The organism is Ectothiorhodospira sp. PHS-1, from assembly GCF_000225005.1.
GTDB lineage: Bacteria > Pseudomonadota > Gammaproteobacteria > Ectothiorhodospirales > Ectothiorhodospiraceae > Ectothiorhodospira.
This window is the reverse complement of the sequence record NZ_AGBG01000031.1, coordinates 1-26,973: the sequence shown is the minus strand read 5'-3', so window position 1 is coordinate 26,973 and position 26,973 is coordinate 1. Positions and strand designations below refer to the sequence as shown.

General features: G+C 62.6%; 24 protein-coding genes. 10 read left to right on the top strand and 14 right to left on the bottom strand.

The window, feature by feature from the left end; translation table 11 throughout:
• The 6 genes from ECTPHS_RS11760 to ECTPHS_RS11735 all read right to left on the bottom strand — a co-directional run.
• On the bottom strand, window positions 1-881 hold an 881-nt coding region (locus ECTPHS_RS11760; protein WP_008932975.1), incomplete at its 3' end, for a DUF262 domain-containing protein.
• The gene (locus ECTPHS_RS11755; RefSeq protein ID WP_008932974.1) at window positions 878-1,579 is read right to left on the bottom strand and encodes a DUF4276 family protein; all 702 of its coding nucleotides are present in this window, start codon (window positions 1,577-1,579) and stop codon (window positions 878-880) included. The genes ECTPHS_RS11760 and ECTPHS_RS11755, both read right to left, overlap by 4 nt.
• Entirely contained in the window at window positions 1,576-2,679 is a 1,104-nt protein-coding gene (locus ECTPHS_RS11750; RefSeq protein WP_040405894.1) for an AAA family ATPase, read from the bottom strand. Before ECTPHS_RS11750 ends, ECTPHS_RS11755 begins: the two co-directional genes overlap by 4 nt.
• A 33-nt stretch (window positions 2,680-2,712) precedes the next feature.
• The gene (locus ECTPHS_RS14090) at window positions 2,713-3,048 is read right to left on the bottom strand and encodes a hypothetical protein (RefSeq protein WP_168044665.1); all 336 of its coding nucleotides are present in this window, start codon (window positions 3,046-3,048) and stop codon (window positions 2,713-2,715) included.
• 140 nt (window positions 3,049-3,188) lie between these two features.
• Complete coding sequence (locus ECTPHS_RS11740) at window positions 3,189-3,539, bottom strand: DUF2782 domain-containing protein (protein WP_008932971.1); 351 nt, start codon at window positions 3,537-3,539, stop codon at window positions 3,189-3,191.
• Window positions 3,536-4,261, bottom strand: a complete 726-nt coding sequence (locus ECTPHS_RS11735; protein ID WP_008932970.1) for a TIGR00730 family Rossman fold protein — start codon at window positions 4,259-4,261, stop codon at window positions 3,536-3,538. Before ECTPHS_RS11735 ends, ECTPHS_RS11740 begins: the two co-directional genes overlap by 4 nt.
• 135 nt (window positions 4,262-4,396) lie before the next feature.
• Between ECTPHS_RS11735 and polA the strand changes: the two genes are divergently transcribed.
• Window positions 4,397-7,099: a DNA polymerase I gene (polA, locus tag ECTPHS_RS11730; protein WP_008932969.1), complete on the top strand. Its 2,703-nt coding sequence runs from the start codon at window positions 4,397-4,399 to the stop codon at window positions 7,097-7,099.
• Window positions 7,100-7,555: 456 nt separating this feature from the next.
• Here polA and yihA read toward each other — a convergent pair whose 3' ends face one another.
• A complete protein-coding gene (gene yihA, locus ECTPHS_RS11725) occupies window positions 7,556-8,185 on the bottom strand; it encodes a ribosome biogenesis GTP-binding protein YihA/YsxC (protein ID WP_008932968.1) in 630 nt (209 codons plus the stop codon).
• 171 nt (window positions 8,186-8,356) lie between these two features.
• Between yihA and ECTPHS_RS11720 the strand changes: the two genes are divergently transcribed.
• The 5 genes from ECTPHS_RS11720 to ECTPHS_RS11700 all read left to right on the top strand — a co-directional run bounded on the left by ECTPHS_RS11720 (window position 8,357) and on the right by ECTPHS_RS11700 (window position 14,495).
• Window positions 8,357-8,980, top strand: a complete 624-nt coding sequence (locus tag ECTPHS_RS11720) for a cytochrome c (protein ID WP_008932967.1) — start codon at window positions 8,357-8,359, stop codon at window positions 8,978-8,980.
• A gap of 193 nt (window positions 8,981-9,173) precedes the next feature.
• Window positions 9,174-11,207 (top strand): cytochrome c biogenesis protein ResB, encoded by a 2,034-nt coding sequence (locus ECTPHS_RS11715; RefSeq protein WP_008932966.1) that lies wholly within the window; start codon window positions 9,174-9,176, stop codon window positions 11,205-11,207.
• 27 nt (window positions 11,208-11,234) lie between these two features.
• A complete protein-coding gene (ccsB, locus tag ECTPHS_RS11710) occupies window positions 11,235-12,575 on the top strand; it encodes a c-type cytochrome biogenesis protein CcsB (RefSeq protein WP_008932965.1) in 1,341 nt (446 codons plus the stop codon).
• 10 nt (window positions 12,576-12,585) lie between these two features.
• A complete protein-coding gene (locus ECTPHS_RS11705) occupies window positions 12,586-13,455 on the top strand; it encodes an endonuclease/exonuclease/phosphatase family protein (RefSeq protein ID WP_008932964.1) in 870 nt (289 codons plus the stop codon).
• A gap of 170 nt (window positions 13,456-13,625) precedes the next feature.
• The gene (locus ECTPHS_RS11700) at window positions 13,626-14,495 is read left to right on the top strand and encodes a carbohydrate kinase (RefSeq protein ID WP_008932963.1); all 870 of its coding nucleotides are present in this window, start codon (window positions 13,626-13,628) and stop codon (window positions 14,493-14,495) included.
• Between the two features lie 112 nt (window positions 14,496-14,607).
• On the opposite strand, the gene asnB is transcribed toward ECTPHS_RS11700, so the two are convergent.
• The 5 genes from asnB to ECTPHS_RS11675 form a co-directional block, all read right to left on the bottom strand.
• The gene (asnB, locus tag ECTPHS_RS11695; protein ID WP_008932962.1) at window positions 14,608-16,620 is read right to left on the bottom strand and encodes an asparagine synthase (glutamine-hydrolyzing); all 2,013 of its coding nucleotides are present in this window, start codon (window positions 16,618-16,620) and stop codon (window positions 14,608-14,610) included.
• Between the two features lie 106 nt (window positions 16,621-16,726).
• On the bottom strand, window positions 16,727-17,794 hold the full coding sequence (locus ECTPHS_RS11690) for an aspartate carbamoyltransferase (protein ID WP_008932961.1): 1,068 nt from the start codon (window positions 17,792-17,794) through the stop codon (window positions 16,727-16,729).
• A gap of 69 nt (window positions 17,795-17,863) precedes the next feature.
• Window positions 17,864-18,604 carry a cysteine hydrolase family protein gene (locus ECTPHS_RS11685; RefSeq protein ID WP_008932960.1) on the bottom strand — a complete coding sequence of 247 codons (741 nt, stop codon included), beginning with the start codon at window positions 18,602-18,604 and terminating at the stop codon, window positions 17,864-17,866.
• The gene (locus tag ECTPHS_RS11680) at window positions 18,601-19,857 is read right to left on the bottom strand and encodes a Zn-dependent hydrolase (RefSeq protein ID WP_008932959.1); all 1,257 of its coding nucleotides are present in this window, start codon (window positions 19,855-19,857) and stop codon (window positions 18,601-18,603) included. Before ECTPHS_RS11680 ends, ECTPHS_RS11685 begins: the two co-directional genes overlap by 4 nt.
• Before the next feature lie 28 nt (window positions 19,858-19,885).
• Complete coding sequence (locus ECTPHS_RS11675) at window positions 19,886-20,392, bottom strand: MarR family winged helix-turn-helix transcriptional regulator (RefSeq protein WP_008932958.1); 507 nt, start codon at window positions 20,390-20,392, stop codon at window positions 19,886-19,888.
• Between the two features lie 82 nt (window positions 20,393-20,474).
• On the opposite strand from ECTPHS_RS11675, the gene ECTPHS_RS11670 reads away from it, so the two are divergent.
• Entirely contained in the window at window positions 20,475-22,859 is a 2,385-nt protein-coding gene (locus ECTPHS_RS11670) for a sucrose synthase (protein WP_008932957.1), read from the top strand.
• Window positions 22,860-22,868: 9 nt separating this feature from the next.
• Here the strand turns inward: ECTPHS_RS11670 and ECTPHS_RS11665 are convergent, their stop codons facing one another.
• Window positions 22,869-23,270: a barstar family protein gene (locus ECTPHS_RS11665; RefSeq protein ID WP_008932956.1), complete on the bottom strand. Its 402-nt coding sequence runs from the start codon at window positions 23,268-23,270 to the stop codon at window positions 22,869-22,871.
• Window positions 23,270-23,692 carry a ribonuclease domain-containing protein gene (locus ECTPHS_RS11660; RefSeq protein WP_008932955.1) on the bottom strand — a complete coding sequence of 141 codons (423 nt, stop codon included), beginning with the start codon at window positions 23,690-23,692 and terminating at the stop codon, window positions 23,270-23,272. The genes ECTPHS_RS11665 and ECTPHS_RS11660 overlap by 1 nt, the downstream gene beginning before the upstream one ends.
• Window positions 23,693-23,974: 282 nt before the next feature.
• Here ECTPHS_RS11660 and ECTPHS_RS11655 point away from each other — a divergent pair, with 282 nt between their 5' ends.
• The 3 genes from ECTPHS_RS11655 to ECTPHS_RS11645 form a co-directional block, all read left to right on the top strand.
• The gene (locus ECTPHS_RS11655) at window positions 23,975-25,561 is read left to right on the top strand and encodes an ATP-binding protein (RefSeq protein WP_008932954.1); all 1,587 of its coding nucleotides are present in this window, start codon (window positions 23,975-23,977) and stop codon (window positions 25,559-25,561) included.
• A gap of 117 nt (window positions 25,562-25,678) precedes the next feature.
• Window positions 25,679-26,122 carry an IS200/IS605 family transposase gene (gene tnpA, locus ECTPHS_RS11650; RefSeq protein WP_008932953.1) on the top strand — a complete coding sequence of 148 codons (444 nt, stop codon included), beginning with the start codon at window positions 25,679-25,681 and terminating at the stop codon, window positions 26,120-26,122.
• Window positions 26,119-26,973, top strand: an 855-nt coding sequence (locus tag ECTPHS_RS11645; protein WP_008932952.1) for an RNA-guided endonuclease TnpB family protein, incomplete at its 3' end; no start/stop codon positions are given. The genes tnpA and ECTPHS_RS11645, both read left to right, overlap by 4 nt.

Below are 26,973 nucleotides of genomic sequence, written 5' to 3'. Positions count from 1 at the left end.
TGGTAGTTCATCAGATCGGACTTGCGTACCAGCCGGTTGCAGCTGTTCCAGTACACCCGCAAGAACTCCGGGAAGCTCTCGCTACCGAGCAGGCCGACAATGCGCTCCCAGCGATCTTCCAGCGCCTTGATTTCAGCCTCATGGAGATCGCCGCTGCTGATCAACGAGAACAGGTAGTTTTTCAGCAAATCGGTGGCGGAAAGCCGCACCCCACGGGCGTTCAAGGTTTCGAATACCTTGAAGGCGTTGAGCTCATCGGTGACCGTGATCACGGTGAAGAACAGTTTATCGACCAAGGCATCCAGCATGGCGGCAAAGCACCGACCGCTGTCGGCAGCCCGGCCAAACCGCTGGCTGAAGCGATCCTTGAACCAGTGGAAGGCCTTGCGCAGCTGATGCTCGGAGGCATGTAGCCCCCGCTGGGGCATGGTCTCCAGGGGCACCAGATAGGTCTGGTAGAAGCGGTTGTTGTGGCGGTTTAGTTCCAGCTTGGAGCGGGGTACCAGAGTGACCGGATCCACATAGCCGATGTAGCTATTCTGCAGCTGTTCCTTGCGTCGGGTGTTGTTGTCCGCATCATGGCCGGCAGCCACCAGATCCTGTAGATAGGACAAACCCGCCAGTATCATCACGCTGAGGGTGGTCAGGCGCTGCTGGCCGTCGATAATGTCGAATCGCTTGCTGTCGGAGGATTGCAGCACCAGATAGCCCATGTAGTGGGCTGGCTCGCCATCCTCCTCGAACAGGGCGGTCATGTCCTGCCAGAGGTCGTCCCACTCGTCTTCGGACCAGGAATAATCCCGCTGAAACGGCGGCACCTTGTAAGTCAGCCCATTTCCCAAAAGCTGCCGAAAAGTGCTGTTGGTGGTGTTGAAATTCATGGCACTTCCAAGTTTAAATTCGGGTCATGGTTTGCCAGCAAGGACTCGATACGCATCAACCAGTCATTAAACAGAACGCAGTGTTTGCGCATCGCATCGAGACCGACCTCAAGCGCCGCAAGCGAACCCATCAAAGGTTTTTCATAGCCAGGAACCAATCGCATGATGCGTTTGCTAGGCGCTGTAATCGGACTGTTGTTGATGTGCTCTGGCGTATCGAAGCTGTCTCTGATCTCACTGAATGCAACGGCCAGGCTGGGCTGATCGATCCCCTGGGCAAATGATTGCGGATCGCTGAAGAGCAAAGCCTCGAATTCGTAAATCTGCACGAACGGGAGGAATCGACGCATAGGGTCTTCCCCGATCACTCGCTTGAGTTCATCAAACATGGCGCTTTGCAGCACTTGCGCTTTATCGCGAATGTCCGCCTGGCCTGGCAGCGCACCCTTACCAGGAAATCCTTGTGGAAGACCATAATAATCAAAAAATGTGGTGCAGTATGCGGTTCGATCACCCAGCAGGCGATTTTTAACGTCCACCAGCAGACGCTGAAATTTGAAGTTTCCACCCTTATGGCCAGGTTTGCCTACCAGGGCAGGAATGAGTTGAATGCCCTTGGGTAACATAGCCGGCGCAAGCAGCTCGTTGACGAACATTTCCTCGGTTTGGCCTTCACAGATCACATGAACACGAATCATCGGGAAGGCCTCCCGCCCAATACGTTCTTCTCCCACAGTTCACCGATGCTGTAATCCTCTAGCCAGCTTACAAAGTCATCTGCATCCAGCCGTTTGAATGCGCTACCGCCACCTTCGCGCTCGACGACAATTAAATCGTCAATCTCAAACTCGTTGAGAAGCGGGACTGACTGTGTGGATACGATGACCTGGGTACGCTTTGAAGCCGAACGTATCAAGGCGCCGAGCAACGTGATTGCATAGGGATGCAGCCCCAGCTCAGGCTCATCAATAATGATCGTCGTAGGCGGGTTGGGTTGCAGCAAGACCGTAACCAGGCAAATGAAACGAATCGAACCGTCCGAAAGTTGGCTGGGCCATAACGCATAATCGCTGTCGTTTTGCTTCCAAAGGAGCCGAATTTGCTGCTCTTCAGTGGGCAGTGTGATGGGGTTGAGGACAAAGTCATCGAAGAACGGAACTGCCAGGCGAACCGTCTTGCGTATCTGGCTGTAAACCTCAGGTGCCTCATTTTTTAGCCGGTAGAGAAATGAGGCCAAGTTAGAGGCATCCATGCGTAAATAGGCATTGTCATGAACAGCGCTTTGTCGCTTAACTCCGGCAGTATCACCCGTGTCATGGAAGTGATATACCCTCCATCCGGAGATAGCCTGATAACAAAAATCTGCAACTGAAGCCCCAGCACCTGACTGAGATCGCGCCTTAAGCTTGGATTCGACATGCCCTGTGCCAATGACCTTATCAGTTGGCCCAAAAAAAGCGCCAGAAAAGAAGATCCGCTCTTTCGTAAATGTAAAGCCAGCGTCTACATTAGGTTCGAGCACCAATTCGTACTCATTACTACCGAAACAGACAAGTGTGCTCAGTGAGTGGGTTTCTTTAACTCCATAGCTCAGAACCCTATCTGCACCACCTTGCTTGCTTGTCCATACCTGCAGCCGTCCTTCGACTAGCTCCGAAAGCATGCGGAAGTAAGCTACAAAGTTACTTTTGCCAGCGCCATTGGCTCCAATAAGAATATTAAGATTCGACAGATGCAAGTCTTCAAGCCTGCGAATGGACTTGAACCCGCTAATGGACAAGGTTCGAATTGGGGTCATGGTAATCGTGGCTCAGTCATGGGGCTTTGGATGTCAAAGGCTGGGGTATCCCCACGTTTTGCGGGTAGAAATTTTTATGAAACAGTGGGGTAAAAGGGCCGGGTAGCCGTGGGTGAAGCGATCACCCGTAGCCACCCGGCCGAGATATCCAAGACAAAACTCATCCGCCAGCGCATGCACTTCCTCTTGGGTGATGCCCAGGTATCGCATGGTCACCGCCGGACTGCTGTGATTGAGGGCCATGCAAATCAGTTCGATGGGCTTGCCGGCATTGTGCATGGTCCAGTCCCGGATTTTCCGCATACTGTGGGTGCTCAGCTTGAGGTCGATGCTGCGCCTTTCGCCCACGGCCTTGAGAACGCGGGCCACCACTTAGCGGGACAGGGGCTGGCACAGTGCCTTGGCCTGATTGCTCTCGCTCTGGAATAGACAGACATGATCCGGGTGTTCCCGTCTTCTCCGGTCGAGTTCCGCCCGGGATTACGTTCCCCACCTGCGAGACATACCGACTAAAACCGGAAGATCACCCAGGCCGGCACCAGGATCTTGGCATCCAGCTCCGTCATGCGGGTCTCCAGCTGGCCGTCTCCGTCCGTATCCACCAGGTAATAGGGGGGCGCGTTGGCCGGTGTGACCCGGATCATGTAAAGCTCCCCATGGAGCCGGTATTCCTCGATCCGCTCCCCCTCCCGCTCGATGATGGTCACCGTGGGCTCCAATAGCTCCCGGGTGGCCATGTCGCTGTCGTCCAGCAGTGGCGGCGGGGGAGGCGCCGCCTGCTCCTGGGCCGACAGGGAGAGGGCGGCCGGCAAGAACAGGAGGGCGGCAAGAACAATGGGCAGGGTGCGGTAGCTGTTCACAGGTCCATCAGCCTCTCTCTCTCTTCGGAGGTCGGTTCCAGGCCGCCGAATTCGTAGAAATTGAAGATCGCATCCACCACGGACTTGGCGTCATCCACGAGAGTATAGAGGTCCAGGTCTTCCTCGCTGATGGTGCCTTCCGTCACCAGGGTGGTTTCAAACCATTCCAGCAGCCCCCGCCAGAAGCTGCTGCCCACCAGGATGATGGGGATGCGCCGGGTCTTGTTGGTCTGCACCAGGGTGAGGATCTCCGCCAGTTCGTCCAGGGTGCCGAAGCCTCCGGGCAGCACCACGTAGGCGGAGGCATATTTCACGAACATCACCTTGCGGGAGAAGAAATGCCGGAAATCCAGCGAGACATCCTGATAGGGGTTGGCCGTCTGCTCGTGGGGAAGCTGGATGTTCAGGCCGATGCTGGGGGACTTGCCGGCAAAGGCGCCCTTGTTGGCCGCCTCCATGATGCCGGGACCGCCACCGCTGACCACGGCAAAACCCGCGTCGGAGAGCTGACGGGCGATGTCCTCCGCCAGTGCATAGGTGGGGTGTCCGGGGGGGATGCGGGCAGAGCCGAAGATGCTCACCGACGGCTTGATGCGGGCCAGGCGCTCGAATCCTTCCACGAACTCCCCCATGATCTGGAATATCTTCCAGCTCTCGCGGGTGAGCATGGTGTCGTCCATGGGTTGCAGTCCCGGATGGCTGGCGCGTTCGTGGCTCTTCATGTCGGCCTCTTTTTCATTGTTGTGTACTCCGGCAAGGTTAGCCCTCCGGGCGGCCAGTGGCTAGTGGCTGGCCTGATCCCTTGCGCCCGGGTACCCTGTGGTCCCGGTCCTTGAACACTGCTGAGAACCCGCCTGGTGAACACGTCATCTCCCCTGATCCTGGTGGACGGATCTTCCTACCTCTACCGCGCCTTCCATGCCCTGCCTCCCCTGACCAATTCCCGCGGCGAGCCCACCGGGGCGGTCTATGGCGTGGCCGGCATGTTGCGCAAGCTGATCGGTGAGTATCAGCCCAGCCACATGGCCGTGATCTTCGATGCCAAGGGCCGGACCTTCCGCGATGATCTCTATGCCGAGTACAAGGCCCATCGCCCACCCATGCCGGAGGAGCTGTCGGCCCAGGTGGCGCCCCTGCACGCGCTGGTACAGGCCATGGGCATTCCCATGCTGGTGGTGGCCGGCGTGGAGGCTGACGACGTCATCGGCACCCTGACCCGGCAGGCCCGCCGGGCGAACATGGAGGTGATCATTTCCACCGGCGACAAGGATCTGGCCCAGTTGGTGGAGCCGGGGGTGACCCTGGTCAACACCATGAACGGCACCGTGATGGACGAGGCCGGGGTGGAGGAGAAGTTTGGTGTCCCCCCGGCGCGCATCGTGGATTACCTGACCCTGGTGGGAGATGCCGTGGACAATGTCCCCGGTGTGGACAAGGTGGGTCCGAAGACGGCGGTGAAATGGCTTAAGGCCCATGGCAGTCTGGACGAGATCATGGCCCGGGCCGACGAGATCAAGGGCAAGGTGGGGGAAAACCTGCGCACCGCCCTGGCCTGGTTGCCCCTGTCCCGGGAGCTGGTCACGGTGCGCTGTGACGTGGCACTGGACCGGGAGCCTTTGGACCTTCAGTTGCAGGGGGCCGACACGTCGCAATTGCGGGAGTTGTTGGCTCATCTGGAGTTCCGCCAATGGCAGGCCGAGCTGGAAGGGGGCGAACCGGTCCCCGAGCCGGACCCTGACGCGGCGCCCGAGGTCCGTTATGAAACCATCCTGGAAGCGGAGCAGCTGGAGCGCTGGATGACGCGACTGGCCGAGGCGCCGCTGTTCGCCTTCGACACCGAGACCACCAGCCTGGACTACATGCAGGCCCGGGTGGTGGGGCTGTCCTTCAGCGTGACCCCCCATGAGGCGGCCTATCTGCCCCTGGCCCACGACTATGGGGATGTACCGGACCAGCTGCCCCTGGACGAGACCCTGGAGAAGCTACGCCCCCTGCTCGAAGATCCGGGCCGACCCAAGCTGGGGCATCATCTGAAATACGATCGCAATGTCCTGCTCAACCACGGCATCGAGCTGCGGGGCATCACCCATGACACCATGCTGGCCTCCTACGTGCTCAACAGTACCGCCGGGCGCCACGACATGGACAGCCTGGCCCAGCGCTGCCTGGGGCTGAAGACCATCCACTACGAAGACGTGGCCGGCAAGGGGGCGAAGCAGATCCCGTTCTCCCAGGTGCGGCTGGACGAGGCCGCTCCCTATGCGGCCGAGGATGCGGACATCACCTTGCGACTGCACCGGCATTTCTGGCCCCGGCTCAAGGACCTGGAGGGGCAGCGGCGGATCTACGAAACCCTCGAAATCCCCCTGGTCCCGGTACTCTCCCGGATGGAGCGAACCGGGGTGCTGGTGGACCCGGAACTGCTGTTCACCCAGAGTCATGAGCTGGCCGACCGCATGGGCCAGATCGAGCGGGAGGCCTACGATCTGGCCGGCACCGCCTTCAACCTGAGTTCACCCAAGCAGATTCAGGAGATCCTGTTCGAGCGCCAGCAGTTGCCCGTGATCCGCAAGACCCCCAAGGGCCAGCCCTCCACCGCCGAGGATGTCCTGGAACAGTTGGCCCTGGACTACCCTCTGCCGCGCCTGATTCTGGAGCATCGTGGGCTGTCCAAGCTCAAGTCCACCTACACCGACAGGCTGCCGGAGCGCATTGACCGGGATACGGGGCGGGTCCACACCTCCTACCATCAGGCGGTGGCCTCCACCGGGCGGCTGTCTTCCTCGGAGCCCAATCTGCAGAACATCCCCATCCGCACCCCGGAAGGTCGCCGCATCCGGCAGGCCTTCGTTGCGCCCGAGGGGCGCCGGATCCTGGCGGCGGACTATTCCCAGATCGAACTGCGCATCATGGCCCATCTGTCCGGTGACCGGGGGCTGTTGCAGGCCTTTGCCGACGGGCAGGATATCCACCGGGCCACCGCCGGGGAGGTCTTCGGCGTGGGGGTGGAGGCCGTGACCACGGAGCAGCGGCGGGCGGCCAAGGCCATCAATTTCGGTCTGATCTACGGCATGTCCGCCTTCGGGCTGGCCCGGCAGCTGGGGATCGACCGGGGTTCGGCCCAGGACTATGTGGACCGTTATTTTGCCCGCTATCCGGGGGTGAAGGCCTACATAGACGGCACTCGTGAGCAGGCCCGGGAGCAGGGGTACGTGGAAACCCTGTTCGGGCGTCGTCTCCATCTGCCGGATATCCGTGCCCGCAATGCCCAGGTGCGCGCCCAGGCGGAGCGGGTGGCCATCAATGCGCCCATGCAGGGCACCGCCGCGGACATCATCAAGCGGGCGATGCTGGCGGTGGACGGATGGATTCAGGCGGAATCCCCCGGTGTCACCATGATCATGCAGGTGCATGACGAACTGGTGTTCGAGGTGGATGCGGCCGAGGTGGCCTCGGCCCGGGAGCGGATCACCGCGCTGATGTGCGGTGCCGCCGAGCTGGATGTCCCGCTGCTGGTGGAAGTGGGGGTGGGGGACAACTGGGACGCCGCCCATGCCTAGGGAAGCGCCGCACGATCCCTCGGTCATCGCTTCCGGCATGCGGTCGCTGGATCCGCCCTGATAGGCCCTTTTTTTGAGAGATCTTTCACAGATCCGAAAAGTCCCGTCGGCATCAAGAACTTCCCGGCGGGCAGATAGTCTTTAATCAGTGAGCACCATTTCCATGGGTGCTCCCCGCTTAACCCCCTAGGCGGGAAGCTCTGACTCCCCCAAGTCGAGCCCAACCTGACCCCGGACCGCGTAAGTGCTCCGGGGTTTTTTTTGGTACGCGGAAAAAATTTCTTCTTTACCCGACCTGTTTGGTGAACCATGTGCGAAACGGCGGGTCATATCACACAAGCGCTGCAGCCCGGCGCTTCCCGCTTACCTCCCTGAGCGGGATGGCTCGAACTCCCCCAAGTCGAGCCGGATTCTGCCCCGGTCCACGCCAACCCCCAATGGCAGCCGGGGCTTTTTTTATGCCTCTTCTACGGGGCATGCAGGGTTTTCTTCGGGGAACAGCCACCCGTCCAGTACGGAATGGGCATCATCCACCCCCTGCTTCTTCAGAGAAGAAAACGGCTGTACCGTCGCCTCCACTCCCTCGCCGCCGAGGGTCCGGGCCACCTGGCGTACCGTATCCATGACCGGCCCCCGCTTGAGCTTGTCGGACTTGGTCAGCAGCACGTGCAGGGGAAGTCGGCGGGCATGGGCCCAGCCGATCATCTGCCAGTCATGGTCCGTCAGGGGATGACGGATATCCATGACCAGCACCAGCCCTTGCAGACAGGTGCGACGGGTCAGGTAGTCCTGCATCAATTTCCCCCAGCGCCGCCGCATTGCTTCCGGTACCTTGGCATAACCGTAGCCGGGCAGGTCCACCAGTCGACGCTCACCGTCCAGGGCAAAAAAATTGATCAACTGGGTTCTACCTGGTGTCTTACTGGTGCGCGCCAGGGCGCGTTGCTGGCACAATGTATTGATGGCGCTGGACTTGCCTGAGTTGGATCGGCCCGCAAAGGCCACTTCACGGCCCTGCTCCGGTGGCAGGCCCTTGAGGCTGGCGGCGCTGGTGAGGAATTCCGCCTGGTGATAGGCCGGGTTCATGGATGGTCTGACTCGCTGTGTTGTCTTGTCGGGTTGACCGTCGTGGATTTTTGCGACGGTGGAGTTAGTATGCTATACATTGCGGCTATTTTGAGGCTGCGCCCGACGCGCGAGTCAGTGTCAGGCTACCAACGAAGCGCTTATTGTTTCAGGTTCAGGAGTCAACCCACGATGAAAAAACTTGTCCTTATCGCCGTCGCCACACTGGGTATGAGCATGTCGGCGTCGCTGTTGGCCGAGCCCGGTGACCCGGTGCGCGGCAAGGAACTTTCCAGCCCCTGCGTGGCCTGCCATCAGGCCGATGGTAACAGCGTGGTCCCGGCATGGCCGAAGATTGCCGGCAAGGACGAGGCCTATTTGCTCAAGCAGTTGCAGGACTACAAGGCCGGTCGTCGTAGCCACGCCCTGATGAACCCCCAGGTCGCCGTACTGGATGAGGAAGATCTGCCTCACCTGGCCGCCTATTTCGCCAGCCAGACCCCCGCGCCGGGCCGTACCGCCGCCAGTGCGGAAAAGCTGGCCCTGGGCAAGCAGATCTACTTCGGTGGCAATACCGCCACTGGCGTGGCCGCCTGCGTGGCCTGTCATGGCCCCAACGGCAAGGGCAACCCCGCCGCCGTGTTCCCCAGCGTGTCCGCCCAGCACGGCGTGTACACCCTGGACCAGCTCAAGCAGTTCCGTGATGGTCTGCGTGCCAATGATCCCGGCCGCATGATGCGTAACGTGGCCGGCCGCATGACCGACGAGGAAATGTCCGCCGTGGCTGAGTTCATGGCAACCCTGCCGGCCAAGTAACATCGGATCGGCAGTCTCCTTGAAAGGGTGGCCTGGCGGCCACCCTTTTTTGATGCCATCAGGCAGGTGCCGAGTCTTGGAGGTATTTGATCCAGGACAACAAGACCTGGTGATCACGTGGTTTTTCTGCCCGGGGGCAGAACTTGTCTGCCCTTGAGGGTCAAACAGGCAACCACTTTCCGACCCGAGAATCATGAGCAGCACGCCCACCGACCCGACGCCGCCAGGCCGGCGTTCCACCTTTGCCGTTCTGATGGCCTTTCTCGGGTCCATGGGCCTGGCCATCACGTTGCTGGTTGCACTGGCCGTGGCCTCGGTGGTAGGCACCGTCCTGCAGCAGAATCAGTCCTACGAGGCCTACCTGCTGGACTACGGCCCCTTCTGGCACGAGCTGTTCCGTACTTTGGGCATCTATCATGTCTACTCTGCCGGCTGGTATCTGCTCATTCTCGTCTTTCTGGTGATTTCCACCAGTGTGTGCGTCTATCGCAGCACGCCGGCCATGATCCGCGACATGAGCCGGTTCCGGCTCGGGGTGAAGGACAAGTCCCTGCGCAGCTTTCAGCATAACGTGCAGCGGGATGCCCATCCCGAGACGCCGGCGGCGCTCATGTCCCGAGCCGAGGCCGTGTTCCGGGCCAGAGGTTATCGGGTGCGGCAGGCGGACCACGGTGATCATCGGGTGCTGTCGGCCATGCGCGGCAGTGCCGGTCGTCTGGGCTATTTCTTCACCCATGTGGCCATTGTGGTCATCTGTATCGGTGGTCTGGTGGACGGGCGTCTGCCCTTGATGCTGGCCGAACTCACCGGCCGACTGGAGATCGAAACCCGTCAGGTTCCCGTCTCGGAGATTCCCGAGCAGAGCCGTGTCTCCGCTTCCAACCCCTCATTCCGTGGCTCGGTGGAGATCCCGGAAGGGCAGCGGGTGGATGTGGCCTTCGTGACCATGCGGGACGGCTATGTGGTTCAGGAACTGCCGTTTCAAATCGAGGTGAAGGCATTTCGGGTGGAGCGCCACGCCACCGGCCAGGAGCGTTCCTTTGAAACCGATCTGCTCATCCATGATGAATGGCTGGATGAACCCCTGGCGCATACCATCAGCGTGAACCATCCCCTGACGTATCGTGGCCATACCATCTATCAGGCCAGTTTCAGGGACGGGGGATCCCGCCTGAATCTGGACATGCATCCCCTGGGGCGGGGCGCAGACCGTCCCATGCCTTTCCATGCCCGGATTTTCGGTACCTACTCCCAGACCGGTGAGGATGGCGCCCGCCTGCGGGTGGAGTTCACCGATTTCAACGACACCAATCTGACCCTCATCGAGGAAGACGGCGTGCGCGAGCGCATGGACATGGGGCCGAGCTTCGAGTACGTGGTCCGGGACAGCAGCGGTGCCGGCTGGTTTCATCGCAACTTCCAGCAACCCATTGAACGGGATGGCCGCCGGTATCTGCTCAGTGGTGTGCGGCAGAATCCGGCGGAACCCTTCAGCTTCCTCTATATCCCCCTGGACCCCCAGGGGGATGGCGTGGATCGCTTCATGCGCTTTCTGGCTCGGCTGACCGATCCCGCCGTGGTGGCCGATGTGGTGGACGAGGCCACCCGGACCGCCGCCGGACAATTCGAGGGGGTGGATGAAGGCATCCGTGCCCAGGTGGCCGAGACCATGCGCGGTCTGCTGGAAACCTTTACCGTCGGCGGCTATGAAGAGGTGATCGCTCAGGTACAGGAACAGGCACCCGAGGGACAATGGGACCGGATGGCGGATATTTTCCTCCGGATCCTCAACTCCGGGCTGGATGCCATCTATCTGCGGGTGCTGGCGGAAGAAGGGATCGAGGTGGTCAGCGACGAGGATGAGCGGTTTCTGGAAGATGCCCTGCGGGCCATCAATGCCCTGCCGTTCTACGGCTCGCCGTTCTTCCTGCGCCTGAACGATTTCGAGCATATCCAGGCCTCCGGCCTGATGATCACCCGGGCCCCCGGGCAGGCGGTGGTCTATGCCGGTAGCGTGATGCTGATCCTGGGCATCTTCCTGCTCCTGTATGTGAGCCATCGCCGTTGCTGGCTCTGGGTACAGCCCCGTCCCGAGGGTTCGGGTCTGGTGCTGGCGGGGACCAGCAACCGCAACACAACGGATTTCAACAGGGAATTCGATGAAATATCCCGGGCCGTTCTGGGTGAGTCACGGCCCATGCCGGCGGATCAGGATGCCCGCGCCTGACCATGATTTCGAATGCGAGGTAAGCACATGTCCGTCACCCAAGACACTGTAACCGCTGAATATCCCGGTTACTTCCGTCGCCTGTCCCCGGTGGACTGGCTGTGGGCCGCCGGCGTGGTCGTGGCCACGGTCTTCGTCCTGGCCGTTTACGGCCACCGGATGGATATCTACCAGTCCGGAACCCTGGTGGTCACCGCCGCCTCCGGCCTGTGGCTGGGCTGGTTCTGGAAACCCTTTCAGGGCTACGCCCTGGCGGTGACCGGCATGAGCCTGCTGGGGGTATTCAGCTACGGCGACACCCTGGCCAGTGCCCAGACCAACTTCTTCCTCAAGTACCTGGTCTCGGGCGAGGCCGCGGTGATGTGGATGTGCGCCCTGCTGTACATGTCCACCACCGCCTATCTGGCATCGTTGTTTCGGCGCGAGGCCGGCCGCGGCGTGATGCCGGCCCTGGTTACCGCCGCGGTGACCGGTGCCGTGGGCCTGCTGGGGCTGTGGATGGGGCGCAGTGGTCTGGTCCCGGGATTGGAATGGGCCAGCCCCCTGGTCCTGCTGGTGGCGGTGGGTGCCCTGCTGGGTCCCATTGCCAGCACCGACTTTGCCGCCCGAGTGGGCAGTGCACTGGCCTGGTGCGCCGCCGCCTTCGGCCTGGCCGGATTGCTGGTGCGTTGGCGTGAAACCTACCTGCATGACCCCACCTGGGGTTACATCCCGGTGAGCAACCTGTGGGAGGTCTTCGTCCTTTTCTGTGTCATCACGGTGCTGATGTACCTCTATTACCAGGGTCGTACCCGCAACCTGGGCATGGGCGGCTTCGTCATGATGGTGGTCAGCGCCGCCGTCGCCTTCCTGCTCTGGTACACCCTGGACCGGGAGGCTCATGTGGTACAGCCGCTGGTACCGGCCCTGCAGAGCTGGTGGATGAAGGTCCATGTCCCCACCAACTTCGTGGGCTACGGCGGCTTTGCCATTGCCGCCATGCTGGGCGTGGCCTATCTGATGCGGGTCCGTGGCGAGCGCCGCCGTCCCGACGGCCTGCTGGCCCGGCGGCTGCCCAGCCGCGAGGTGCTGGATGATGTGATGTACAAGTCCATCGCCATCGGCTTTGCCTTCTTCACCATTGCCACGGTGCTGGGCGCCATGTGGGCGGCGGAGGCCTGGGGTGCCTACTGGTCATGGGATCCGAAGGAGACCTGGGCCCTGATCGTGTGGCTGAACTATGCCGCCTGGCTGCACCTGCGCTTCACCAAGGGCTGGCGCGGCGTCCCCATGGCCTGGTGGGCCATCCTGGGCCTGCTCATCACCACGTTTGCCTTTGTCGGGGTGAACATGTTCCTGGGCGGGTTGCATTCCTATGGAAGTCTCTGAGTCCGGATACATGCAAGGCAACAACGGATATGATCATGCCGCCCTGGCGGACACCCTGTCCATCGGACCCAGCACCCCGCCGGTGGCGGGGGGGCAGCGGCTGCGGATTCTCAGCTACAACGTCCAGGTGGGCATTGCCTCTGGGCGCTTCCACCATTACCTGACCAACAGCTGGAAGCATGTGCTGCCCTACGAGGGGCGCATGGGCAACCTGAACAGCATCGCCCGCTTCATTTCCGGGTTCGATCTGGTGGGGTTGCAGGAACTGGATGCCGGCAGCCTGCGCAGCAACTTCATCAACCTGGCCGAATACCTGGCCCATCGGGGGGAGTTCCCCTACTGGTACAGCCAGACCAACCGAAACCTGGGCAAGCTGGCCAAGCATAGCCTGGGGCTGCTGTCCCGCTTCCGGCCCCACTCGGTGGTGGAGCACCGCCTGCCCGGTCGCATCCCCGGTCGGGGTGCTCTGGAGGCCCATTTCGGTGCCCATCATGGGGAGGACTCCCTGGTCATCATGCTGGTGCACCTGTCCCTGGGCCGCAAGGCCCGCATGTTGCAGATGCAGTACATCGCCGAGGTGCTGCGGGACCATGAGCACGTGGTGGTGATGGGCGACATGAACACCCCGGCCCATTCCCAGGAAGTGCAGCGTCTGGTCAGTCATACCCGGCTGCAGGAGCCCCTGGCCAGTGCCAAGACCTATCCCAGCTGGCGGCCCATGCATGCCTTCGACCACATCCTGGTGACCCCGGGGCTGGGGCTGGAGCAGGTCCATGTCTATAACCTGAACTATTCCGATCACCTGCCGGTGGGCGTGGAGCTGGTGATTCCCGAAACCGTGCGGATGGCCCATACCCGCATCGAACAGTTCTGCCAGTAATGCCGCCCAAGGCCGCTGTGGGAGCGGCCCTGGCCGCGAACAGCGTAGCCCATCAGTATCTCGCCCGAAACCTGCGTCGGGTTGCACACTGGCATCCCCCCGCCTAAGCTGGAAGGCCACTCACCGACGGCGGGAGGCCTCCTGTGACCCGGACACCTCGGAACCAGCCCGTGATCTTCGGCGAAGTCCTGTTCGACTGCTTCGAGGATCGCTCCATCCTGGGCGGCGCGCCCTTCAACGTCGCCTGGAATCTCAGGGGACTGGGGGCGGATCCGCTCTTTGTCGGCGCCGTGGGGGATGACGATCTGGGTCGCCAGGTCATGCAGGCCCTGAATCACTGGGGCATGTGTCCGGAAGGGGTGCAGGTGGATTCCCGCCATCCCACCGGCCAGGTCAAGGTGACCCTCAAGGGCGGCGAGCCCCGTTATGACATCCTCTCCGACCAGGCCTACGACCACATCGATACCGCCCGGGTCCTGGCGGCGGCACCGGCACAGGCCGGGGTGCTGTATCACGGCAGTCTGGCCCTGCGCGATCCCGTCTCCCGGCAGGCCCTGGAAGCGCTGCGGGAGCGCCTGTCGGCCCCGGTGTTCATGGACGTGAACCTGCGTGCTCCCTGGTGGGATCGTGACACCGTGCAGGGGTGGATGGCCCATGCCCACTGGGTCAAGCTCAACCAGGATGAACTGACGGCGCTGTCCCCGGCGCCCGATGAGCCGGATCTGGTGGCTCAGGCCCGTCTTACCCTGGAACGGTACGGGTTGTCGGCGGTGATCGTCACCCGGGCGTCGGAGGGCGCGATGGTGCTCACCCGCGAGGGTGAGCTTCACCAAAGATCGGCGCCGCCGGTGACGGGGCTGGTGGATACCGTGGGGGCCGGGGACGCCTTCAGTGCCGTCACCCTGACCGGCATCCTGCAGGGCTGGGACTGGGAAACCATCCTGACCCGCGCGGCGGATTTTGCCGCCAAGGTCTGCACCCTGCACGGGGCCACCACGGAGGACCGGGGGTTCTATCAGTCGTCCCGGCAGGACTGGTGATCGAATCCCGGTTCAGATTCCCGAACCAGAACCTCCGGACTCCCGCTTTCGCGGGAGTGACGGCAGTGGCTTTCCCTCATCCCCGCGCTCTCTCCGGGGAGAGAAGCCCGGATCAGACCCTCCAGCCCAGCGCCTCGGCCCGGCGTCGGGCCAGGGCGGGGATGTCCTGGGCCACGAAGTGGCTGTGCAGCACCTGCACCCCGATCATGTGATTGATCACCGCATCCAGCTGCACCTGGGTGGAGGCGGAGGTCTCCGGCGACTCATGCAGCGCGAACAGGGCCTTCACTCCAGCCGGGTCCAGCAGGCCCGCGTCCTGGATGGCCTGGTCCGACAGATACTGGTCCGCCAGGGCCTTCATCGCCGCCCACTTCTTCGGGTCCGTGTGGGCCGGCGGGGCCATGAAGGCGAACTTCTCGCGCTCATACAGCACCTTGGGCAGCAGTCCCTTCATGGCCTCCCGCAGCACGTACTTCTCGGTCCGGCCCTTGATGCGCATGGACGGCGGCAGGTGCACTGCCAGATCCGCCAGATGGTGGTCCAGGAACGGCGGCCGGGCTTCCATGGAATTGGCCATGTCCACCCGGTCACCGCCCCAGGTGAGGATCTGACCTTCCAGCATGGTCTTGATCCAGACGTACTGGGCCTTGTCCAGGGGATGGCGGCCTTCGATCATGTCGCCGTCCAGGGCTTCGGCAATGGCACGGCCCGGCTCGTAGCCCCGGACCGCATCCCGGTGATGGACGGCCATCAGGCCCGGGGCATGGGCGACGCTGGCCAGCCAGGGCTGCAGGCAGGAAGGGGTGAAGCCCACCAGGGCATCCAGGGCCGGGTCATGCAGTTCGTTTTCCGCCAGCATGGCTCCCTTGAAGAGCTGGTTGCTCTCCGCCAGCAACTGTTCCCAGCTGGCCCGCTCCGCCGGAGAGAGGGTGTCCAGGCCATGCAGGAACATGTCCCGACGGAAGGAGGGGTAGCCGGCAAACAACTCGTCGGAACCCTCCCCGGTGACCACCACCCGGTAGCCGGCCCGGTTCACGTGGCGGCTCATCAGGAGCTTGGCCACCCCCAGGGTGTTGTAGATGGTGCGTTCCGCGTGCCAGAGGGTTTCCACCAGGTTGTCGTAGAGGTGGCCGGCATCCAGGCGCATGATGTCCTGGTCCGCCCCCACGCTGCGGGCCATCTCCTGGGCAATGGCGGTCTCGTCGTAGTCGGCGTTGTCGAAGCCGATGGTGAAGGCTTTGACCGCCGACTGCTGGTGAGCGGCCGACAGGCCCAGGGTGATGCAGGAGTCGATGCCGCCGGAGAGATAACAGGCCACCGGCACGTCGGCCTCCAGGCGCAACTGCACCGCCTCCATGAGCTTTTCCCGGATGCCTTCGATGTAGACATCCTCGTCCTTTTCCTCGCCCCGTTCCGACAGCAGGGGAAAGTCCATGTCCCAGTAGCGGTCGTCGCGGATCTGGAACTTGCCGTGACGACGCTCGATGGTGACCACGTGTCCGGGCTTGACCTGATGGATGCCCTCAAAAGCGGTGCTGCCGGGGACCATGGTCTGCATCAGCTGGTGATACAGGCCCCGGGACTCGAACCGGCGCGGCACGTCCGGATGGGCGAACAGCACTTTCAGTTCGGAGCCGAACACCACGCTGCCGTTGACCTCGGTCCAGTACAGGGGTTTGACGCCGAACCGGTCGCGGATCAGCATCAGGCGGTCCCGCTGGCGATCATAGAGGGCGATGGCGAACTCACCCCGCAGTTGGGGCAGCATGTCCTCCAGGCCCTGGCGCCGGTACAGGTGCAGCACCATCTCGGAATCGCTTTTGGTGCGGAATCTTGCACCTCGGGAGGTGAGGTCGGTGCGGATGCGCTTGTAGTCGTAGAGTTCGCCGTTGACCGCCAGCATCAGGCTGCCGTCCTCGGACAGGAAGGGCTGGCGGCCCCGGTTCTCGTCCAGGTCGATGATGGTCAGGCGGGCATGGGAAAAGCCCACCCCGCGGTCGTCCTGTACCTTGTAACCGAAGCCGTCGGGGCCGCGATGGTGCTGGATGGCGGCCATGGCCACCAGGTTTATGGGATCAACGGGTTTTTGCGGGTCGGCATGAATGACGCCGGCGATACCACACATAGGGCACTCCTTGAGGCTGTGAATTCGATATCTGCGCGGGAGCCGGCCCGTGGATCCAATGGGCACGGCAGTTCGCCGGCAAGGCCGGCTCCCGCAAGGCGAGGGATCAGGGGGTGTCCATCACTTCGCTGATGCGACGGACGATGCAGGTGAGCAGGGCCATGCGGATGAAGACCGCCCCCCGGGCCTGGGCGAAGTACCAGTTGTGGGGGGTGCCGTCCAGATCCGTGGACAGCTCCTCCCCCCGCGCCAGGGGATGCAGGATGATGGCCTCCTGCTTGAGGGGGGAGGCAGTGGAGAGCTTGAGGTCCGCACCCATTTCCTCGTAGCCGTCACCCACCCAGGCAATGGCGTTGATGTACACCACGTCCAGCCCGGGCAGTTCGGTGTTCAGGTCCTGGGCCACGCGCACCGACAGGCCCTGTTCGGCCAGTTCTTCCTGCTGACCCGGGTCGAAGGGCTCGGTTTCGTCGGTGAGGATCACGACCTCGCTGAAGGCGCTGGAGAAACGGGCCAGCAGCAGCAGCAGGCTGCGCACGGTCCGCATGCGGTTGGGGACGCCGATGATGCCCACCCGAACCCGCCGGTTCGCCGGCAGCGCCGCGTCCAGCAGTTCCGGTCGCCACTTGAAGATGGTGTACAGGTCCGCCATGGCCTGGGTGGGATGCTCGTCGATGCCGTTGCCGGCATTGACGATGGGGATGCGCAGGGTGTCGAGCATCTCGTAGATGGCCCGGTCCTGATTGCTGCGCAGGACGATCACGTCACCATAGTTGTTGAACATCTCGGCGATGTCCGCCAGGGATTCTCCCTTGGCCATGCCCGTGCTCTTGGGGTCGGTGATGGACATGATGTCGCCGCCCAGCCGGTGCCAGGCGCTCTCGAAGGAGAGGCGGGTACGGGTGCTGGGCTCGTAAAAGGCACTGATCAGGATCTTGCCCTGCAGGGGCAGGTGCATCAGTGCCGGGGTGCTCTCGTACTGGGCCGCCAGGCGGAACAGCTGGGTGAGGGTGTCCCGGTCGAACTGGCGCGACGACACCACGTGGCGGCTGGACAGGGCCACCAGGTGCCGGGGGTCTTCGGCGATGCTTTCCATGAGTGCCTTGGGGCGCTCGATGCCGGCGGTGCCGTCCTTGGGTCTGAGCAGCTTTTGCAGCTGGGCGTCGACTACCATGGTTGCGTGTCTCCTGATGCGTCTTGAAAGCCCCTCTCCCGTGGGGTGAGGGGGGAGGAAATCTCCATTTCAGGCGGCCCCTTCCACCTTGGAAATCTCCGCCAGTGCCTGCTCCGTGCTCATCACCCGGGCATAGCGGTCCTTCATGGTGAGGATGGTGGCCCGATCCAGCTCCGGGGTCACGGTGGCCACGGCATCCTCGATCAGGGTGACGTAGAAGCCCAGGTCGCAGGCGTCACGGATGGCGGTGGAGACACACTCGTTGCTGTAGACCCCGACCACGAACAATGCGGTCACCTCCAGGTTGCGCAGCACATATTCCAGGTTGGTGGCGGTGAACACCCCGCTGGCGGTCTTGTTGATGATGATCTCGTCCCCCTGGGGTGCCACCACCTCCAGAAACTCCGCTTCCTTGGAGCCGGGCGCCGCGTGCAGACCCAGGCGCTTGTGTCCCGGCCCGCGGTCACGTCCGTCCCGGGTCAGGGACTGGATGCGGGTATGGATCACCTCCAGGCCCAGGGATCGGAAACCATCCTGCAGCCGGCGCACATTGGGCAGCACCAGCCGGTCAAGGCGGTCGAAGTAGTAATCCTGGGCTTCCGGCGGCAGGCCGGAGCGCTCGGCGTCGGCAAACACCCCCCAGCCCCGGGCGGCGTCCAGGTACTGCAGGTCAATGCACAGCAGAGCCGCATGATGGGAGACCACAGCCCGGGCCAGGGCCCGGTTGGTGATCAGGGTTTCCCGATACTGTTCCCGCAGCGGGTCGATATTGTCGTAGGCCGGATCGCGGCCGGAAGTCTTGTCGCTCATCGCAATGTCTCCGTATCCTGGGCCGCCAGCGACAGCACCGCCTGTAGCATGAGGTTGGCGCCCCGTTCAATATCTTCCCAGTTGGTCCACTCGGCGGGGGAATGGCTGCGGCCCTCCAGGCTGGGCACGAACACCATGCCGGTGCGGGCGATGCAGGACATGATCTGGGCGTCGTGGGCGGCGCCGCTGGGCATGCGCAGATGGTGGAAGCCCAGGGCGTCCGCCTTGTCCGACAGCAACTGCACCAGACCCGGATCGCAGCGCTGGGGCGGCAGCTCCGAGAGCACCTCGAATTCAAACATCAGCCCCCGGCGACGGGCCATGGTGGACAGGGTGCGGCGGAAGGCATCGGACAGCCCCTTGAGGGTGTCCGGGTCCGTGTCCCGCACATCCAGGGAAAAGGTGGTATGGCCGGGTACCGTGTTGGCGGCGCCGGGACGCAATTCCACCCGGCCGATGGTGGCCCGGCTGTGGGGGCTGCCGTGCTCCTCCAGAATGCGGTCGATCTCGCCGGCAAACTCGGCCAGGCCCTGGAAGGTGTCGTTGCGCATGTCCATGGGGGTGGTGCCCGCGTGGTTGGTCTGGCCCTTGAGCTGGACCTCCCACTTGAACAGGCCGGTGATGGCCTCCACCACGCCGACGCTGATATCGCCCCGATCCAGCACCGGTCCCTGCTCGATGTGCATTTCCAGATAGGCGTGAATGGATTCCTTGGAACGGCGGGCGAACAGGGCGGCATTGGCATCCAGGCCCCAGGCCGCCATGGCCTCGGTGAGGCTGATGCCGTCCAGATCCCGGGCGTTGTGGACCTGGGCCGGACTGAGCTGCCCCGCCATGGCCTGGGAGCCGAACAGACCACCGAAGCGGCCCTCCTCGTCGGTGAAGTTCACCACTTCCAGGGGGTGACGCAGGGTGATGCCGGATTCCTTGACCGTGCGCAACACCTCCAGCCCCACCAGCACCCCGAGGGCGCCGTCCAGGGGGCCGCCCCCGGGCACCGTGTCCAGATGGGAGCCCATCATCACGCTGGGGCGGCTGCCGTCCCAGTCCAGGCGACCGTGCAGATTGGCGGCGCCGTCCTCATGAAAATCCAGATCGGCGGCCAGGATACGTTCCTTGAACCAGCGTCGCCCGGCCAGATCCCCCTCGCTGAAGGCCATGCGATGGATGCCCCGGTCGGCATCCCGGCCGATGGCGGAAAGATCCTGGATATCCTGCTGCAGACGCTGGAAATCAATGCGGGCGTGGGTCATGGGCGCTCCCGGAAGGGGGTCGAGGGAATCAGTCGTCGGCGATGGGCCGCAGGGCGGCCTGCTCGTCGCGGGCCTCCATGGTGTCCAGCAGCAGGCCCAGGCCGGTTTCCAGTCGGGCCAGTTCCATCGGCGGCATGGCGCGCAGGGCCCGGTTAAGGGCGCCCTGGGCCGGGGCAGGCGCATTGTCCAGCAGCGCCTGACCGGCGGCGGTCAGATAAAGACTGACCACCCGCTGATCCCTGTCCGCCCGGCGCCGCTCCATCAACCCCCTGGATTCCAGCTTGTCCAGCATGTTGGACGCGGTGGAGGCATGGATGGACAGGCGCTGGGACAGGTCACTCACGTTCAGTCCCGGTTCCAGGTGCATTTCCCACAGGGCCCAGAGCTGGGCGGCACTCACGCCGCAGTCGGTGCTGATCCGCCGGGAATGGGCCTGCAGGGAACGAAACAGCACTCGCAAGTGCTGAATCACCAGCTGCACCCGGTCGTCGTTGCCGGCCGGAGAAATGGCGGTGGGGGAGTCGGTTTGCACCATGGATAGGGGCGATCTTTTTGCACAAAGTGTTTTTGTACAATAACATCAGTCCGGTGAATGACACAAATCAAAGGGGGCACACATGCTGGAATCCCTGTGCAACGACATCACCACTCACCGGGAATTTTCCTATCTGCTGCTGCGGCGGTTTCAGGGCATGGGACGCGCCTTCGTGCTGCGTTCCGACCTGCAGGATGAATACCAGGCACTGGCCGCGGAGCATCCCGAGCCGCCGCCGGAACACAGTCCACTGGTGCAACTGGTGGAGGATGTCCAGGAGGCCGTCATCGCAGCGCCCTGGGTGTGTCTGTCCGTGCGCCCGCGGGTGGGTCTCTGGTGGTACCTGCGCATTCATGCCGACGAACTGGCCGTGGAGCCGCTGACCGTGGGCGAGTTCCTTGCCTTCAAGGAGCATCTGGTCAGTCCCCGTCGGCTCCATGACAAGCCCCTGGAGTTCGATATCGGCGCCTTCCAGCGCAACTTCCCCAGCATGCGCGAATCCCGTTCCATCGGCCGCGGTCTGGAATTCCTCAATCGCAAGCTCTCCAGCCAGCTCTTCGACCGGGATGGGGTGGGGCTGCACAAGCTGTTCCTGTTTCTGCACGAGCACCGCAGCAACGGCCAGCAGCTGATGATCAACGACCGCCTGGGGGACGTGGACGCCCTGCGCTCCGCCATTCGCGCCGCCGAAAAACGGCTGCGGACGCACAGCCACGACACCCCCTGGGCGGACGTGGCCCACGCCCTGCAGGATCTGGGCCTGGAACCCGGTTGGGGCAAGGACGTGGGGCGGGTGCTGGAGAGCCTGCGGTTGTTGTCGGACCTGCTGGAAGCGCCTTCGCCGGAGACCCTGGAGCGCTTTTTGGCCCGCATCCCCATGATCTTCAGCATGTTGATCATGTCGCCCCACGGTTTCTTCGGCCAGGCCAACGTGCTGGGACTGCCGGACACCGGGGGGCAGGTGGTTTACATCCTCGACCAGGTGCGTGCCCTGGAGCGGGAGATGCACCGCCGCCTGGAGGAACAGGGGCTGGACATCCAGCCCCGCATCCTGGTGATGACCCGGCTGATTCCGGAGGCCCGGGGCACCACTTGCGATCAGCCGGAGGAGGCCATCTCTGGCACCCAGAATGCCAAAATCCTGCGGGTGCCCTTTCGCAACCGGGATGGCGAGGTGGTGTCCCAGTGGATCTCCCGCTTCGAGATCTGGCCCTATCTGGAGCGCTATGCCGATGACGTGGAGACCCGGGTCAAGGCGGAACTGGGGGGGCGTCCCGACCTGATCGTGGGCAATTACTCCGACGGCAACCTGGTGGCCACCCTGCTGTCCGCGCGCATGCAGGTCACCCAGTGCAACATCGCCCACGCCCTGGAAAAGACCAAGTACCTCTACTCGGACCTGTACTGGAAGGACAACGAGGACCAGTATCACTTCTCCTGCCAGTTCACCGCAGACCTGATCGCCATGAACGCGGCGGACTTCATCATCACCAGTACCTATCAGGAGATCGCCGGCACCGACCATGCCATCGGCCAGTACGAGAGCTATGATGCCTTCACCCTGCCCGACCTCTACCGGGTGGTGAAGGGGGTGGATGTCTTCGACCCTCGGTTCAATATCGTCTCGCCGGGGGCGGACTCTGAGGTCTATTTCTCCCATCATGAGACTGATCGACGCATCCGGGGTCTGCATGAGGAACTGGAGGAGATGCTCTTCGGCGGCCCCCATCCGGAAGGGCGCGGGGTGCTGGCGGACCCGGACAAGCCGGTGATCTTCACCATGGCCCGACTGGATCGCATCAAGAACATCACCGGGCTGGTGTCCTGGTACGCCAACAGCCCCGAGCTGCGGGAGCAGGCCAACCTGGTGGTGATCGCCGGCTATGTGGATGGTTCACGCTCGTCGGACCGGGAAGAGCAGGAACAGATCGGCCACATGCATCACCTGTTCGACGAACACGGCCTGGATGGGCAGGTGCGCTGGCTGGGGGTGCGTCTGGACAAGGTGCTGTCCGGTGAGTTGTACCGCTTCATTGCCGACCGCAAGGGGGTGTTCGTGCAACCGGCCTTGTTCGAGGCCTTCGGCCTGACGGTGATCGAGGCCATGGTGTCCGGTCTGCCCACCTTCGCCACCCTCTATGGCGGTCCCCTGGAGATCATCGAGCACGGCCGTTCCGGCTACCACATCGATCCCAACCACGGCGACGAGGCGGCCCGGACCCTGATGGCGTTCTTCCAGCGCTGCGCCGAAGACCCCAACCACTGGGCGCGGATCTCCGAGGCCGGCATGCGCCGGGTGGAGGCCCGCTACACCTGGCAACGCTATGCCGAGCGCATGATGACCCTGTCGCGGATCTACGGCTTCTGGAAATACGTCACCAACCTGGAGCGGGCGGAGACCCGGCGCTACCTGGAGATGTTCTACGCCCTCCAGTACCGGCCCCTGGCGGCCCGGCTGGAGGGGTGAGCATGCCGGTCAGTTCAGCAGCAATGCCTGCCTGACCCAGCCGTGGGGCAGGTCGGTGGCGTCTGCCAGAATGTCCAGGAAGGTGTCGCAGGTGTCGGGGCTTCTCTGCCGGAGGAGGGAGAAGTGCCCGAACACCAGGACCACCGACTTTGCCTCATGGATCTCGTCATCGCCGAGGGTGTCGGCCAGGGCATCCCAGTTGAAACCGAACCAGGCGGGCAGGCCGCAGCTCTGATAGAGGGCGTGCAGCAGGGTGTCCTTGTCGAACACCGGCGCCCGGTCCACCCGCACCACCCGGAGGCCGCGGGCCTGAAGGGTCTCCATCAGGGCCTCCAGCTCTCCCTCCAGGGGGGCTTCGATGATGGGTTTTGTGCCGTGCAGGACGGCCTCCACGATGGCTTCGGGCAGCATCAGCGTATCCTTGTAAACGTCCGGTAATGGTCCGCCGTATAGTAGACCTCCCCTTCCTGGCCGATCACCAGGCGCTGGGGGCCCGCGTGCCGGATACCGGGGGTTCTCACCACATATTCCCGGTAATAGCCCCTTTCCCTGGCCGGCAGCCTGCCTTCCCGGTTCTGGAACACGCTGCCGTCATTGCGATGGGGGTCGCGCTCGCCGCGCTCGATGCGGGCCAGCTCCGGCGCCAGATCCACATCCCCCTGAAACGCCAGGCGGCCATCCAGGTCATGGACCCGGACATCCTTCACGATCAGGGAAGTGTCCGCCCCGGCCCGGCTGCCCGGGTCGGAGTCCGACGCCGAGAAGCATCCGGTGAGTCCCGTCATCAGGACGATGAGCAGGGTGAAAAGGAGTGTCAGTGATCGTTTCATCATTTTATGCGGTACACCTTGGTTTCAATGGATCGGTTTCGGACGCCCTGAACACGTCATTCCCGTACCAGCGGGAATCCATTCACAGCCTGGATCCCGGACTCCCGCTTTCGCGGGCGTGACGGCGGGGGCGGGAGTCCGGTGTGTCCACCATGATACAGCTTGGTTCGGGCCATGCCGGCGTGCAAAGGTTCTGCCATGCCCTTCCGTCGGCGGGTCCCCGGTGTGGTAGATTCCGAGCCAGGTCATGCAGTGATCGATTCCGCGGCGGGAGGGAGAAAAGTCATGTCCCGGAAGAAGTTGCCCATCGGCATCCAGACTTTTCGCGAGATCCGCGAAGAGGATTTCTACTATGTCGACAAGACCACTTATGCACGACAACTGATCGAACAGGGCAAGTACTACTTCCTTTCCCGCCCCCGCCGTTTCGGCAAAAGCCTTTTCATCGACACGTTGGCCGAACTGTTCGAGTCCAACGAGCCCCTGTTCCGCGGCTTGCATGTCCACGATCACTGGGACTGGCAGGTTCGTCACCCGGTCATCCGCCTCAGCTTCGGCGGCGGCGTGGTGCGAGATCGTATCGAGCTGGAGCGCAACACGATCAATATCCTGGTTGCCAACCAGGAGCGACTGGGCCTGACCTGTAGTTCACCCTCCGATCCCGCGGGCTGTCTTGCCGAACTGATCCGTCACGCCCACGCCGCCACGGGCAGGCGGGTTGTGGTATTGGTGGATGAATATGACAAGCCGATTCTGGACAACCTGTCCCGCCCGGCAGTGGCGATGGAAATCCGTGACGGCCTGCGCAATCTCTACTCCATGATCAAGGACTCCGATGCCCACATCCGCTTCGCCATGCTCACCGGGGTTTCCAAGTTCAGCAAGGTGAGCCTGTTTTCAGGTCTGAACAACCTGGAAGACATCACGGTCAACGCCCGCTACTCCGCCATCTGCGGCTACACCGAGTCCGATCTGGATACGGTATTCGCCCCCGAGCTTGAAGGCCTGGACCGGGAAGAGGTCAGGCAATGGTACAACGGCTACAACTGGACCGGTGACGCTGTCTACAACCCCTTTGATGCCCTGTTGTTGTTTCGCAACCGGGAGATGCGTCCCTACTGGTTTGAGACGGGCACACCGACTTTCCTGGTGGATCTGCTGATGGAGCGACATGTCCTGTCGCCTTCCCTGGAGCGCCTGAGTGCGCCTGAGTCCCTGCTGTCCGCCTTCGAGATCGGCGATATTTCCATCGAAGCCCTCATGTTCCAGACTGGTTACCTCACGATCGAGTCGGTCCGCCGCATCGGGGGCTTTGCCCAGTACCGTCTGCGTTACCCCAACCTGGAAGTGCGGTCAAGCCTGAACGGCGCCCTGCTGCAGCGCCTGCGTCCGAACCCGGCGGAATATGCCGGACAGATCACGCAATTGCATGACCTGCTGATGGCCAATGACTTTACCGGTCTTGAGGCTCTGTTCACCAGCTTTTTTGCCGGTATCCCCGCCGACTGGCACCGCCGAAATCCCATCGCTCGATACGAAGGCTATTACGCCAGTGTGTTCTATGCCTGCTTCGCGGCTCTGGGTCTGGACATCGTGCCGGAGGAGAGCAGCGCAGGCGGACGACTGGACATGGCTGTCAGGTTCAACCGCCAGGTGTACCTGTTTGAATTCAAGGTGGTGGAACTGGAGCCGGAGGGTACAGCGCTGGCCCAGATCAAGGACAAGGGTTATGCCGACAAATACCGGGTCCGTGGTTGTCCGATTCACCTGATCGGCGTGGAGTTCAGCCGTGAAAGCCGCAGCGTGGTGCGCTTCGAGGTGGAAACGGTCGCGCCACAGACGGGGCATTGTTCATCGGCCGGGTTCTCATAGCCCGGCTTTCACCATGATGCGCGAGAAGCCCCCGGCTTTAGCCGTGGGGAGGGATAGCGCTCGCCGAAGGCGGTGATTGCTTGTGTTATCCTGAGGCCTTCGGAATAATCCGTCGATATGGAATACCGGTCCAACAAAAACGTGGTGTTCGCCTGTCAGTACCATGTCATTTTCTGCCCGAAGTATCGGCGGAAGGTATTGGTGGGTGAGGTGGAGAATCGGCTAAAAGCCATTGCGCGTGAAGTGGCGGAAGCAATGGATGTGGAAATCATCGAAATGGAAACCGATCAGGACCATATCCACCTGCTGGTGAGCGTAGACCCTCAGTGGGGCATCCATCGCTTCGTCAAAGCCCTCAAGGGGCGCAGTTCGCGTCTGCTGAGGGCAGAGTTCCCGCATCTTCGGCGCAAGTTACCGACGCTATGGAGCAATAGCTATTTTGTGACCACGGTGGGCGGTGCGACCCTGACGGTGGTGAAGCAATACATCGAAAACCAGCAAACATCCGAGCGCCCAAAAGAGCGCGAGAAGTGGGCGCGCTATCTGGAGACCTTGAGTTGACTGATGCCGCCAAAACCGTGATCAAGAGCCTGAGCGTGCGGGTGAAGGACCGGCACGCCAAGGTGCTTGATCGCATGGCGTTCGAGGTCAATCAGGTTTGGAATCTGGCCAATGAAATGGCCTATGAGGCTTGGCATGTTCCCGTGCCCGAGGTGGGCTGGATTCAGGGAGTGTGGTTGCACCCCTTTGACATCCAGAAAGCATTGGCCGGGATCAACAAGGCCCGTGGATGGCTGATTGGTTCGGCCACGATCCAGGAAGTGATCGCGGTCCACGGCAAGTCCCGAAAACAGTTCAAAAAAAGCAAACTGCGCTGGCGGGTGTCCGGTGGCCCTCGTCGCAGTCTGGGCTGGATTCCGTTCAAGTCCCGTGCCGCGCGGTTTGAAGGCGGCAAGGTGCGTTTTGCCGGGGAAAGTTTTGGGGTATGGGACAGCTACGGGCTTGAAAACTTTAAATTCCGTGCGGGGAGTTTTTCCCAGGATGCCCGAGGCCGTTGGTACTTTAATGTGCAGGTGGAGGTTGCTGCTCAGGAAAGATCGGAAGGCCGCAGTGCGGTGGGCATTGATCTTGGACTCAAGGACGTGGCCACCTGCTCGGATGGCGGGCGTTTGTCGGCCACCCAGCCCTACCGAACCTTGGAAAGAGAACTGGGCATTGCGCAACGGGCCGGAAAGAAAAAACGGATCAAGGCCATCCACGCAAAAATCAAACACCGGCGCAAGGACGCCATCCATAAATTCAGCAGCATGCTGGTGGAACGGCATGGCGCCATCTTCGTCGGTAACGTGAGTAGTGTCAGTCTGGCTAAAACCCGCATGGCCAAGTCCGTGCTGGATGCAGGCTGGGGAATG

Bases quoted from the DNA above. Each gene is read 5' to 3' on its own strand.
- ECTPHS_RS11755 (WP_008932974.1), bottom strand. From the start codon at position 1,579: ATGATTCGTGTTCATGTGATCTGTGAAGGCCAAACCGAGGAAATGTTC.
- ECTPHS_RS11750 (WP_040405894.1), bottom strand. From the start codon at position 2,679: ATGACCCCAATTCGAACCTTGTCCATTAGCGGGTTCAAGTCCATTCGC.
- ECTPHS_RS11735 (WP_008932970.1), bottom strand. From the start codon at position 4,261: ATGAAGAGCCACGAACGCGCCAGCCATCCGGGACTGCAACCCATGGAC.
- yihA (WP_008932968.1), bottom strand. From the start codon at position 8,185: ATGAACCCGGCCTATCACCAGGCGGAATTCCTCACCAGCGCCGCCAGC.
- ECTPHS_RS11720 (WP_008932967.1), top strand. From the start codon at position 8,357: ATGAAAAAACTTGTCCTTATCGCCGTCGCCACACTGGGTATGAGCATG.
- ECTPHS_RS11715 (WP_008932966.1), top strand. From the start codon at position 9,174: ATGAGCAGCACGCCCACCGACCCGACGCCGCCAGGCCGGCGTTCCACC.
- ccsB (WP_008932965.1), top strand. From the start codon at position 11,235: ATGTCCGTCACCCAAGACACTGTAACCGCTGAATATCCCGGTTACTTC.
- ECTPHS_RS11705 (WP_008932964.1), top strand. From the start codon at position 12,586: ATGCAAGGCAACAACGGATATGATCATGCCGCCCTGGCGGACACCCTG.
- asnB (WP_008932962.1), bottom strand. From the start codon at position 16,620: ATGTGTGGTATCGCCGGCGTCATTCATGCCGACCCGCAAAAACCCGTT.
- ECTPHS_RS11690 (WP_008932961.1), bottom strand. From the start codon at position 17,794: ATGGTAGTCGACGCCCAGCTGCAAAAGCTGCTCAGACCCAAGGACGGC.
- ECTPHS_RS11685 (WP_008932960.1), bottom strand. From the start codon at position 18,604: ATGAGCGACAAGACTTCCGGCCGCGATCCGGCCTACGACAATATCGAC.
- ECTPHS_RS11680 (WP_008932959.1), bottom strand. From the start codon at position 19,857: ATGACCCACGCCCGCATTGATTTCCAGCGTCTGCAGCAGGATATCCAG.
- ECTPHS_RS11675 (WP_008932958.1), bottom strand. From the start codon at position 20,392: ATGGTGCAAACCGACTCCCCCACCGCCATTTCTCCGGCCGGCAACGAC.
- ECTPHS_RS11670 (WP_008932957.1), top strand. From the start codon at position 20,475: ATGCTGGAATCCCTGTGCAACGACATCACCACTCACCGGGAATTTTCC.
- ECTPHS_RS11665 (WP_008932956.1), bottom strand. From the start codon at position 23,270: ATGCTGCCCGAAGCCATCGTGGAGGCCGTCCTGCACGGCACAAAACCC.
- ECTPHS_RS11660 (WP_008932955.1), bottom strand. From the start codon at position 23,692: ATGATGAAACGATCACTGACACTCCTTTTCACCCTGCTCATCGTCCTG.
- ECTPHS_RS11655 (WP_008932954.1), top strand. From the start codon at position 23,975: ATGTCCCGGAAGAAGTTGCCCATCGGCATCCAGACTTTTCGCGAGATC.
- tnpA (WP_008932953.1), top strand. From the start codon at position 25,679: ATGGAATACCGGTCCAACAAAAACGTGGTGTTCGCCTGTCAGTACCAT.